Origin of the sequence: Mesorhizobium sp. B2-2-3 (assembly GCF_006442405.1) — a bacterium.
Classification (GTDB): Bacteria; Pseudomonadota; Alphaproteobacteria; order Rhizobiales; family Rhizobiaceae; genus Mesorhizobium.
In genome coordinates, this window is the sequence record NZ_VFWC01000007.1 from 319,233 (window position 1) to 330,025 (window position 10,793).

11 protein-coding genes and 2 pseudogenes are annotated in these 10,793 nt (G+C 62.2%); 9 read left to right on the top strand and 4 right to left on the bottom strand.

The genetic code is table 11. The features are described 5' to 3' along the window. The first annotated feature begins 168 nt into the window (after window positions 1–168). Window positions 169–837 (top strand): phosphatase PAP2 family protein, encoded by a 669-nt coding sequence (locus FJ951_RS15730; protein ID WP_246671731.1) that lies wholly within the window; start codon window positions 169–171, stop codon window positions 835–837. Between the two features lie 17 nt (window positions 838–854). Here the strand turns inward: FJ951_RS15730 and FJ951_RS15735 are convergent, their stop codons facing one another. Next, on the bottom strand, window positions 855–1,505 hold the full coding sequence (locus FJ951_RS15735) for an FMN-binding negative transcriptional regulator (protein WP_140515790.1): 651 nt from the start codon (window positions 1,503–1,505) through the stop codon (window positions 855–857). A 16-nt stretch (window positions 1,506–1,521) separates the two neighbouring features. After that, complete coding sequence (locus FJ951_RS15740) at window positions 1,522–2,196, bottom strand: alpha/beta hydrolase (protein WP_140493883.1); 675 nt, start codon at window positions 2,194–2,196, stop codon at window positions 1,522–1,524. Window positions 2,197–2,437: 241 nt separating this feature from the next. Here FJ951_RS15740 and FJ951_RS15745 point away from each other — a divergent pair, with 241 nt between their 5' ends. The 7 genes from FJ951_RS15745 to sufA all read left to right on the top strand — a co-directional run bounded on the left by FJ951_RS15745 (window position 2,438) and on the right by sufA (window position 9,679). Further along, the gene (locus FJ951_RS15745) at window positions 2,438–3,601 is read left to right on the top strand and encodes a cysteine desulfurase family protein (RefSeq protein ID WP_140515792.1); all 1,164 of its coding nucleotides are present in this window, start codon (window positions 2,438–2,440) and stop codon (window positions 3,599–3,601) included. A gap of 185 nt (window positions 3,602–3,786) precedes the next feature. Beyond that, the gene (gene sufB / locus FJ951_RS15750; RefSeq protein ID WP_140493879.1) at window positions 3,787–5,304 is read left to right on the top strand and encodes a Fe-S cluster assembly protein SufB; all 1,518 of its coding nucleotides are present in this window, start codon (window positions 3,787–3,789) and stop codon (window positions 5,302–5,304) included. A 26-nt stretch (window positions 5,305–5,330) separates the two neighbouring features. Then, window positions 5,331–6,086: a Fe-S cluster assembly ATPase SufC gene (sufC, locus tag FJ951_RS15755; RefSeq protein WP_140515794.1), complete on the top strand. Its 756-nt coding sequence runs from the start codon at window positions 5,331–5,333 to the stop codon at window positions 6,084–6,086. Window positions 6,087–6,111: 25 nt separating this feature from the next. Next, entirely contained in the window at window positions 6,112–7,380 is a 1,269-nt protein-coding gene (gene sufD, locus FJ951_RS15760; protein ID WP_140515796.1) for a Fe-S cluster assembly protein SufD, read from the top strand. 183 nt (window positions 7,381–7,563) lie between these two features. Continuing rightward, window positions 7,564–8,799 (top strand): cysteine desulfurase, encoded by a 1,236-nt coding sequence (locus tag FJ951_RS15765; RefSeq protein WP_140494998.1) that lies wholly within the window; start codon window positions 7,564–7,566, stop codon window positions 8,797–8,799. A gap of 5 nt (window positions 8,800–8,804) precedes the next feature. Continuing rightward, window positions 8,805–9,197, top strand: coding sequence for an SUF system Fe-S cluster assembly protein (locus FJ951_RS15770; protein WP_140493873.1), 393 nt, complete (start codon window positions 8,805–8,807; stop codon window positions 9,195–9,197). 101 nt (window positions 9,198–9,298) lie between these two features. Continuing rightward, a complete protein-coding gene (gene sufA, locus FJ951_RS15775) occupies window positions 9,299–9,679 on the top strand; it encodes a Fe-S cluster assembly scaffold SufA (RefSeq protein WP_006206001.1) in 381 nt (126 codons plus the stop codon). A gap of 161 nt (window positions 9,680–9,840) precedes the next feature. Here sufA and FJ951_RS15780 read toward each other — a convergent pair whose 3' ends face one another. Continuing rightward, window positions 9,841–10,338 carry a GFA family protein gene (locus FJ951_RS15780; RefSeq protein WP_140493869.1) on the bottom strand — a complete coding sequence of 166 codons (498 nt, stop codon included), beginning with the start codon at window positions 10,336–10,338 and terminating at the stop codon, window positions 9,841–9,843. Window positions 10,339–10,430: 92 nt separating this feature from the next. On the opposite strand from FJ951_RS15780, the pseudogene FJ951_RS15785 reads away from it, so the two are divergent. Continuing rightward, a pseudogene (locus FJ951_RS15785) lies at window positions 10,431–10,724 on the top strand (TfoX/Sxy family protein); the annotation flags it as partial. On the opposite strand, the pseudogene FJ951_RS28800 reads toward FJ951_RS15785, so the two are convergent. Beyond that, window positions 10,715–10,793, bottom strand: a pseudogene (locus FJ951_RS28800) (30S ribosomal protein S4); the annotation flags it as partial. The pseudogenes FJ951_RS15785 and FJ951_RS28800 sit on opposite strands and share 10 nt — an antisense overlap.

A 10,793-nucleotide genomic window follows, 5' to 3' on the forward strand; every position in this document is an offset into this window, starting at 1 on the left:
TCAATGCTGGTGAAACCGCGCCCTTCCGTTTCCATTGCGCCCGCTGCGGTGGTGCGTCGGTCCGTTGGAAATTTCCGCGACACGCTGCGGATCGTCAGAGGGCGCTTCGCCGCTCGTTCCGCTTCGTATCCCAGAATCCTATGGCCGCTCTGGATCTCAACCTGGATTTTGCTCACGGCAGCGGCATTCGTCGGCCTCGACACCCCGGCGGGACTGCTGCACGGCCGGTGGTCGGCGGGCTTCGGCCGGCTTGCCGAGTTCCTGACGCAGTTCGGCCTAGGCGGCTGGTATCTCATCCCTCCGGCACTCTTCCTCATAGGGGCCAATCTGACGGACTGGCGAAGCCTGTCGCGGCGGTCATTGATGCTCGTCTACAACTGGACCTGCCTGGCGTTCCTTGCGTTGAGCGCCATCGGCCTGTCCGGCCTGCTGGTCAATGTCCTGAAATATGCGGTCGGCCGGGCGCGTCCGCTCTATTTTCAGGATCTCGGCGTGCTCTCGCTGCGTCCCTTCGCCTTCGATGCGCGCTTTGCCGGTTTCCCGTCCGGTCACGCCACGACCATGGGGGCCGTGTTCGGCATCCTGCTGCTTTTGTTCCCGCGGCGCTGGTACATCGCCTTGCCGATCACGGCCTGCATCGCCTCGACGCGGGTCTTCGTCGGCGCGCATTATCCGAGTGATACCGTCGCCGGCTTTGGTCTTGGCTTTGCCTTCGCGCTGGTTTGCGGACTGGTCTTTGCCCGGCTCGGCTTCATCTTCAGCCCGACACGATCGGGATTGCCGGTGCGCAAGCAGACGTTTCGGCTGATCGGTCGAACAAGCCGAACGGCCGTCTGATCCATCGAGCCTGGGATTTAGTCGCCGTTCAGTCCGCCATAGGACCTTACCAGGTTCACCATGTCGGACGAATTTGCTGTCTCGCTTTCAAGCCCGTGCGCAACGCCTGCGCGATCCGCGACGGGACGGTTCTGGCTGACCTTCCATTTGCCATGGATTTCGGCGATATCGATCTCCAGCCCGATGATGCCCTTGATCTGCGACTGGATGAACGGGGCAGGCGCATCCGTTACCGCCCATGGCGCCTCACGCGTGCCTTCCTGCGAAGCCGTCAGGTCGGCGATCTGCCGCGCCAGCCAGTCCTGATCGTCGATCACCTTCGCGATGCCGCGCACCTGCACGATGGCATAGTTCCAGGTCGGCACCACCTTGCCGGTCTCGCGCTTGGTCTCGTACCAGGACGGCGTCACATAGGCGTCGCTGCCCTGGAAGACGATCAGCACCGTCGAGGCCGGATTGTCGGCGATAAGCCGCCATTGCGGATTGGCTTTGGCCAGATGTGCGCGCAACCTGCCATTTGGCCCGACATCGGCGTCGATCAGGAACGGAATGGCGTCGGCGACCGGCCCTTCGGGTCCGCTGGAAACCAAGAGGCCGAGCGGATGTGCCCGGATCAGCCCGTGCAGCACCTCCGGCCGTGTTTCCTGGAAATGAGGAGGCTGGTACATCGCGATCATCCGTCCTTTAGCGCAGCCGCTTCGGGCGCGGATCCGACAATTCGCCGGCCAGCCGGCGATCGAGATAATCCGCGCATTCCTCGATCAGCAGTTCGGCATCGTTGGCGAAGAAATGATTGGCGCCGGGCAAGGTCTTCTGCGTGATGGTGATGCCCTTTTGCGTGTGCAGCTTGTCGACCAGGCCTTGCACGTCCTTCGGCGGCGCCACCTTGTCAGCGTCGCCATGGATGATGAGCCCCGAGGAGGGGCAGGGCGCCAGGAAGGAAAAGTCGTAGGTGTTGGGTTGCGGCGCGACCGAGATGAAGCCTTCGATCTCGGGCCGGCGCATCAAAAGCTGCATGCCGATCCACGAGCCGAACGAATAGCCGGCAACCCAGCAACTCTTGGAATCCGGATGCAGCGACTGCACCCAGTCGAGTGCGGCGGCCGCATCCGACAATTCGCCGGTGCCGTGATCGAATTCGCCCTGGCTGCGCCCGATGCCGCGGAAATTGAAGCGCAGCGTGGTGAAGTCGCGCTTCTGGAACATGTAGAAGAGGTCGTAGACGATTTTGTTGTTCATCGTCCCGCCGAATTGCGGGTGCGGATGCAAGACAATGGCAATCGGCGCGCTCTTTTCCTTCGAGGGCTGGTAGCGACCCTCCAGACGGCCGGCCGGACCGGTGAAAATGACCTCAGGCATGAAATACTCCAACTTGGGTAATAAGAATGCGCGGCGCCCGGAGAACCTTCCTCTGGCCTTGACGCAGGGCGAGCGTCTTCATAGAAGCTAGTTTAGAATTGTTCAAAACTGGGTGGCCGGAACGCAATCGTCCGGCTGCCCGCGCCGCAAGCCGCGTAAATAGGACGGCTTGCCTTGGAATTTCAAGGAAATAACGCGATATCTCGGTGGAATGGCTTCTGACGGGACCAACTGGAAGAAAATGGCCGGAATGCGCGCCTATCTCGACTACAATGCCAGTGCGCCCCTGCTTGCAGCGGCACGCGAGGCTATGGTCGCGGCGCTCGATGTGGCCGCCAACCCATCATCGGTCCATGCCGAAGGGCGTGCGGCGCGTCGCCTGATCGAAACTGCAAGGCGTGATGTGGCGGAATTGGTGAAGGCCAAGGCTGGGCATGTCGTGTTCACGTCAGGCGCCACGGAAGCCGCCTCGACGCTGCTGACGCCCGATTGGCGGATGGGGCGCGGGACCATCCGCATGAGCCATCTCTATGTCTGCGAAGCCGACCACCCCTGCCTGTTGAACGGCGGGTCCTTCCCGGCCTCGCAGGTGACGCGGATCGGCGTCGACGCCAATGGAATTGTCGACCTCGAAGCAATGGCAAACGCGCTTGCCGCGCACGATAAGGCCGCCGGCCTGCCGCTGGTGGCAATCCATGCCGCCAACAATGAGACTGGTGTCATCCAGCCGGTCGATCGTATCGCCGAAATCGTAAAGGCGGTCGACGGTGTCCTCGTCGTAGACGCGGTTCAGGCGGCAGGGCGCATTTCGATCGACATTTCGGCGGGTTACGCCGACTATCTGATACTGTCGTCGCACAAGATTGGCGGCCCCAAGGGCGTCGGCGCCATCGTCGCCGCTGCCGATCTGATGATGCCGAAGCCGCTCATCAACGGCGGTGGCCAGGAAAAGGGCCATCGCGGCGGCACCGAGAACCTGCCCGGCATTGCGGGATTTGGCGCGGCGGCGCGGGAGGCTCTCATCGGATTGGAGGCCATCGATGCCCTGCGTCGGCGTCGCGACGAGATCGAGGCCATCGTTAAAATGTTGATACCGGACGTGGAAATCTTCGGAACTGGCGCGCCGAGGCTTGCCAACACGACATTCTTCGCTATTCCCGGCGTCAAGGCCGAGACTGTACAGATCGCCTTCGACCTGGCCGGTGTGGCGCTGTCGGCGGGTTCCGCCTGCTCGTCGGGTAAAGTCGGTCCGAGCCATGTGCTGAAGGCCATGGGTCAAGGTGACAGTCCGGGTGCGTTGCGCTTGTCGATCGGCGCGGCGACCGGCGCGCAGGACATCGAGGCGTTCCGCCTGGCGTTGGCAGAAATCGCCGCACGTCGGGTGGGCAAGGAGAAGGCCGCGTAGCGGTTGGACGAATTTGGGCCTTTCGGCCTGGTAGAGCCGTGCGTTTCATGCTGGCCGGGTGAATTTCCGGCCGAGGCGCACTATATGAAACTTACGCCGCCGCGGGTGCTCCTTGGGTGCTTATCCGGCGGTGCCATAGTTTGAAAACTGTCGGGCCTTGACCCCGGCGTGGATGGAGAACGCATATGCCTGCTGTGCAGGACACGATCGATCGGGTCCGAAAGATCGACGTCGACCAATACAAATACGGGTTCCAGACCGAAATCGCTGTCGACAAGGCCCCCAAGGGCCTGAGCGAAGACATCATCCGTTTCATTTCGGCGAAGAAGGACGAACCGTCCTGGATGCTGGAATGGCGTCTGGAAGCCTATCGGCGCTGGCTGACGCTGGAAGAGCCGACCTGGGCGCGCGTCAACTATCCCAAGATCGATTTCCAGGACATCTATTACTACGCGGCGCCGAAGAGCACGCCCGGACCGAGCTCGCTCAGCGACGTCGATCCGGAGATCTTGAAGGTCTACGAGAAACTCGGCATTCCGCTGAAGGAGCAGGAGATCCTGGCCGGCGTGCAGAAGACCGATGCGTCCGAGCTCGAGGAAGCCAGCGACAACGTCTACAAGTCCGGCCGCGTCGCCGTCGACGCCGTGTTCGATTCGGTATCCGTCGTCACCACGTTCAAGAAGGAACTGGCGCAGGCGGGCGTCATCTTCTGCTCGATCTCGGAAGCCATCCGCGAGCATCCGGAACTGGTGAAGAAATATCTCGGCTCGGTCGTGCCGACGTCGGATAATTTTTATGCGACGCTGAATTCGGCCGTCTTCACCGACGGCTCGTTTGTCTTCGTGCCCAAGGGCGTTCGCTGCCCGATGGAACTGTCGACCTATTTCCGCATGAACGAGAAGAACACCGGCCAGTTCGAGCGCACGCTGATCATCGCCGAGGAGGGGGCCTACGTCTCCTATCTCGAAGGCTGCACGGCGCCGCAGCGCGACGAGAACCAGCTCCATGCGGCGGTCGTCGAACTGGTGGCGCTAGACGATGCCGAGATCAAATATTCGACGGTGCAGAACTGGTACCCCGGCGACGCCGAGGGCAAGGGCGGCATCTATAACTTCGTTACCAAGCGCGGCGATTGCCGTGGCCACCGCTCGAAGATCTCGTGGACGCAGGTCGAGACCGGCTCGGCGATCACGTGGAAATACCCGAGCTGCATCCTGCGCGGCGACGATTCCAGCGGCGAGTTCTATTCGATCGCCGTGTCGAACGGCTACCAACAGGTCGACAGCGGCACCAAGATGATCCATCTCGGCAAGAACACGTCGAGCCGCATCATCTCCAAGGGCATCGCCGCCGGTTTTTCGCAGAACACTTATCGCGGCCAGGTTTCGGCGCATCGCAAGGCGACCAATGCGCGCAACTTCACCAATTGCGACTCGCTGCTGATCGGCGACCAGTGCGGCGCCCACACGGTGCCTTACATGGAAGCCAAGAACGCGACCGCGCAGTTCGAGCACGAAGCGACGACATCGAAGATTTCCGAGGACCAGAAATTCTATGTCATGCAGCGCGGCATTCCGGAGGAGGAAGCGATCGCGCTGATCGTCAACGGGTTCGTCAAGGACGTCATCCAGCAGCTGCCGATGGAATTCGCCGTCGAGGCACAGAAGCTGATCGGGATTTCGCTCGAGGGCTCGGTCGGCTGACCGGACAGATATTCAGGAAGAAAAGAATGCTTGAGATCAAGAACCTGCATGCCCGCATCGTCGATGACGGCACCGAAATCATCCGCGGCCTGAATCTCTCGGTAAAAGCCGGCGAGGTCGCCGCGATCATGGGGCCGAATGGCTCGGGCAAGTCGACGCTGTCCTACATCCTCGCCGGCCGCGAGGACTACGAGGTCACCGACGGCGATATCCTCTACAACGGCCAGTCGATCCTCGAAATGGATCCGGCCGAGCGCGCGACTTCGGGCATTTTCCTGGCCTTCCAGTATCCGATGGAGATACCGGGCGTGGCGACCATGGAATTCCTGAAGGTTGCCATGAACGAGCAGCGCAAGGCGCGCGGCGAGGAGCCGCTGAAGATCCCCGAATTCCTGAAGCGGGTGAAGGATGCCGCAGCCTCGCTCAACATGGACATGAACATGCTCAAGCGGCCGCTCAATGTCGGCTTCTCCGGCGGCGAGAAGAAGCGCGCCGAGATTCTGCAGATGAAGCTTTTGGAGCCAAAGCTCTGCGTGCTTGACGAGACCGATTCCGGGCTCGACATCGATGCGCTCAAGATCGTCTCCGATGGCGTCAACGCGTTGCGCTCGCCCGAGCGCGCCATCGTCGTCATCACGCACTATCAGCGGCTGCTCGAACACATCGTGCCCGACACCGTGCACGTGCTCTACAAGGGCCAGGTCATCAAGTCCGGCGACAAGTCGCTGGCGCTCGACCTCGAGGCCAATGGCTATGCCGGCGTGATCGGTGAAGCCGCGTGAGATGCCAGAAGGCAAGGCAAGACTGATGAACATGCACACACAACCCCAGCGGACACCGGCCGAAACAGCGTTGATCGACGCTTTCGGCGAACGGTTGTCGCTGCTGCCGGGCGACGGCGCGGTGATGTTGAAGCGCGACGACGCCATCGAGGCGGTGAAGCACGGACTGCCGACCCGGCGTATCGAATCCTGGCACTACACCGACCTGCGCCGGCTGCTGAATGCGGTGCCGGACTTCGACCCGACGGCCGTGGCCAAAGCCATCGCGCCAGTCGTTGAAGGTTCCACCGTGTTGCCGCTTCTCAACGGCGTGTCGAGCGCCAAAACGCCCGCAATCGAAGGCGTCAGCGTCCAGTGCCTGTCGGAGAAACTGACCGACGGCAGCATCGCGCCTGGGCTCGATCCTTACGGCAGCGACGATGCCATCGGGGCGTTGAACACGGCTTTCGTCGCCGACGGTTATTTCGTCGACATCGCCGATGGCACCCAAGTGGAAAAGCCGATCGAATTGCAAAACCTGCAGGCCGGCGGCCAGACGCATGTACGCCTGGCCGTGCGCGCCGGCGCCGACGCCAAGGCTGTGATCGTCGAACGCCAGGCCGGCGAGGGCGCGGCCCTTGTCAGCTCGGTCAGCCAGCTCGTGCTCGGCGAAGGCGCCGAGGTGACGTGGCTGATCATCCAGGAGCAGCCGGACACGGCAACGCATCTGGCGCAGTTCAAGGCTCATATCGGCAAGAATGCGAAGCTGACGCTGTTCGTCATGAACGCCGGCGGCAAGCTCGTGCGCCAGGAGGTCGTGGTGAAGACGACGGGCGAGGGCGCTGACTTCCAATTGCGCGGCATCAACCTGCTGGCCGGCGACGCCCACACGGACACCACCATGGTGCTCGATCATGCGGTGCCGCACACCACGTCGACGGAAGTGATCCGCAATGTCGTGACCGGCAAGGCGCGTGGCGTCTTCCAGGGCCGCATCAACGTCCATCAATACGCGCAGAAGACCAACGCCAAAATGGCTTGCAACACGCTGCTTCTGTCGGACGACGGCGAGTTCTCGACCAAGCCGGAACTCGAAATCTTCGCCGACGACGTGGTCTGCGGTCATGGCGCCACCGTCACCGAGATCGACCACAACCATCTATTTTACCTGATGGCGCGCGGCATCGACGAGAAGAGCGCCCGTGGTCTGCTGGTGAAGGCCTTCATCGCCGAGGTGATCGAGGAACTGGACGACGAGGTGATCGTCGAGGCCCTGGAGACCAGGCTCGACGGCTGGTTTGCGGCGCATGGATGAGTGGATAGGGCTCGCTCCGGCGAACACCCCTGATCCGGCCGCTTCGCGGCCACCTTCTCCCACAAGGGGAGAAGGAAGAGCGCCTGACCTTCTCCCCTTGTGGGAGAAGGTGGATCGGCGCGAAGCGCCGAGACGGATGAGGGGCGTTGCACGGAATGAGGCGGTGCCTCAAGAGAGCTTATGATGGACCAGAAAGTCGAAACCTACGACGTCGAGGCGATCCGCCGCGATTTCCCGATTCTGTCACGCGAAGTCTACGGCAAACCTCTCGTCTATCTCGACAATGGCGCCTCGGCGCAGAAGCCGCAGGCGGTGCTCGACGCGGTCCAGCACGCCTATGCCCAGGAATACGCCAACGTCCATCGCGGCCTGCACTTCCTGTCCAATGCAGCGACCGACGCCTATGAGAAGGCGCGGGAGACGGTTCGCCGCTTCCTCAATGCGCCGAGCACCGACAATATCGTCTTCACCTCGAACACGACATCGGCGATCAACACGGTCGCCTATGGCTATGGCATGCCCAATATCGGCGAGGGCGACGAGATCGTGCTGTCGATCATGGAGCACCACTCCAACATCGTGCCATGGCATTTCATCCGCGAGCGGCAGGGCGCCAAACTGGTCTGGGTGCCGGTCGACGATCTCGGCGTCTTCCACATCGAGGAATTCGAGAAGCGACTGACCGACCGCACAAAGCTGGTCGCCATCACGCAGATGTCGAACGCGCTGGGCACGGTGACGCCGATCAAGGAGATCGTGCGCATCGCGCATTCGCGCGGCATTCCCGTGCTCGTCGACGGCAGCCAGAGCGCTGTCCATATGCCCATCGACGTGCAGGACCTCGACTGCGATTTCTTCGTCTTCACCGGCCACAAGGTCTACGGTCCCTCCGGCATCGGTGTGCTCTATGGCAAGAAGGACATCTTGCAGCGCATGCGTCCGTTCATGGGCGGCGGCGAGATGATCGAGGAGGTGACCGAAGACATCGTCACCTACAACGACCCGCCGCACCGCTTCGAGGCCGGTACGCCGCCGATCGTCCAGGCGATCGGGCTCGGCGCCGCGCTCGATTACATGGAAAAGATCGGCCGCGAGCGCATCGCCGCGCACGAGGCCGATTTGAAGGACTATGCGCACGAACGATTGCGCGCCATCAATTCGCTGCGCATCTTCGGCGACGCGCCGGGCAAGGGCGCCATCATCTCGTTCGAGCTGCAAGGCATTCATGCCCATGACGTATCGATGGTGATCGACCGGCAAGGCGTGGCTGTCCGCGCGGGCACCCATTGCGCCCAGCCGCTGTTGAAACGCTTCGGCGTAACCTCCACATGCAGGGCGTCGTTCGGCATGTATAATACGCGAGCCGAAGTCGATGCTTTGGCTGATGCGCTGGAAAAAGCGCGCAAGTTTTTCGGGTGACGATAATGGAAGATGCCAGCACAGCCACCGATGCTGTTCCCGACGCGGCCGCCAATGCGGTGGTTTCCGCGTCCGCCATTCCCGCCGACGAACTGGCGCGGCTGACCGACGACATCGTTTCGGCGCTGAAGACGGTCTACGACCCGGAAATCCCGGCCGATATCTACGAGCTTGGCCTCGTCTACAAGATCGACATCGAGGACGACCGCTCAGTCAAGATCGACATGACGCTGACCGCGCCCGGCTGCCCGGTGGCCGGCGAGATGCCGGGCTGGGTTGAGAACGCCGTCGGCGCCGTCGAAGGCGTGTCGGGCGTCGAGGTCAACATGACATTCGACCCGCCCTGGTCGCCCGATCGCATGTCGGAAGAGGCGCAGGTGGCGGTGGGCTGGTACTGACGTCGAGTCCGGCACACTTGCGCCAGTGGTAAAACTTCACCATTTTAGGTGAGGAATCATTCGGCAGGCCTTGAACCTGCATGGAATGGAGAAGGAAAAAGATGGGACGCTTTGCCGTCATCACGATGACCGAAAAGGCCGCCGACCGGGTGCGCGAGATCGTTGCCACGCGTGAGAATGCGCATGGCATTCGCCTCGGTATCAAGAAGGGCGGTTGCGCCGGCATGGAATACACGGTTGACCTGGTGACCGAACCCAATACCAAGGACGACCACATCGAGCGCGACGGCGCCCATGTCTATGTCGCGCCGGAAGCAGCACTTTTCCTGTTCGGCACCGAGATGGATTTCGAGCAGACGACGCTGCGCACCGGCTTCACCTTCCGCAACCCGAACCAGAGCTCGGCCTGCGGCTGCGGCGAATCCGTCGAACTGAAGCCGGCCGACCTCAAGGCGCTGGCAGAAGCACGCGCCTCCGCCTGACCTTCCTTCGTCCCGTTTACGGGGAGAAGGTGTCCCCCAGGGCCGGATGAGGGGCAGCGATAGCCCCGCTGCCGGCGTTCGTCATTCGAAAAGCCGCGCAATTGGCTTCCCGCCTGCTGCGCAGACCACTCCTCACCTCCCTTAGAACGCAGCGAAGACACTCACTCCACCCACGTCCCGGTCCGCTTATGCCAGTCGGCGATCGATTCCTCGGGATAGACGTCGAACACCTTGTCGCTCGGCCCGACATCGGGCTCGACCCAGTTGGCCTTGTATTTCAGCATCAGATGCACCTTGCTCGGCGGTTTCGGCAGGTCGCTGTCGATCGCCGAGGCGAAGGGATGGACGAGTTCCGGCCAGGTCGGGTCGTAGAGCCACAGCGCCGATCCGCATTTGCGGCAGAAATTGCGCTCTCCGGTCGAGATCTCGCAATGCGGATGTTCGTCGTCCTCGATCTCGGCCCGATAGACGCCGAGGCTCCTCTTGCCGCGGATGGTCATCGTCTCGTAGTTGGCGCCGAGATTGATGGCAAAACCGCCGCCGCCCTGCTGCTTGCGGCAGATCGAGCAGTAGCACAGCATGAACGGCACGGGCGTGTGGCTTTCCACCTCGAAACGAACGGCATTGCAGCGGCAGGAGCCTTTGAGCAGGACAGGCATGGCGGGAAACTCCGATCGGCCATCCTTCAACCTGTCAGCATGGTTTTGGTTGCGCCGATGACAAGGCCGAATCGCGGTGACATGATCCGCGCATGGACAATGAACGCATAGAAGAACTCTTCCAGAGCCTGGGCCCGGTCAGCATCCGCAAACTGTTCGGCGGCAAGGGCATCTATGCCGACGGCGTCATCGTCGCCATCGTGTTGCGCGGCGAATTGATGCTGAAAGCGGACGAGCAAAGCGCGCCCGACTTCGAGGCCGCCGGCTGCACGCAGTGGACCTACACCGGGTCCCTGCACGGCAAGCTGGTGGCGATGCCCTATTGGAGCATTCCCGATAGTGCCTTCGACGACCCCGACGAGATGGCGGTATGGGCGCGGCGGGCGGCGAAAATGGTCGGAACGAACTTGGCGCGATAGACGACCGCGTCCAGACGCGACTCGAGCAGGCCGATC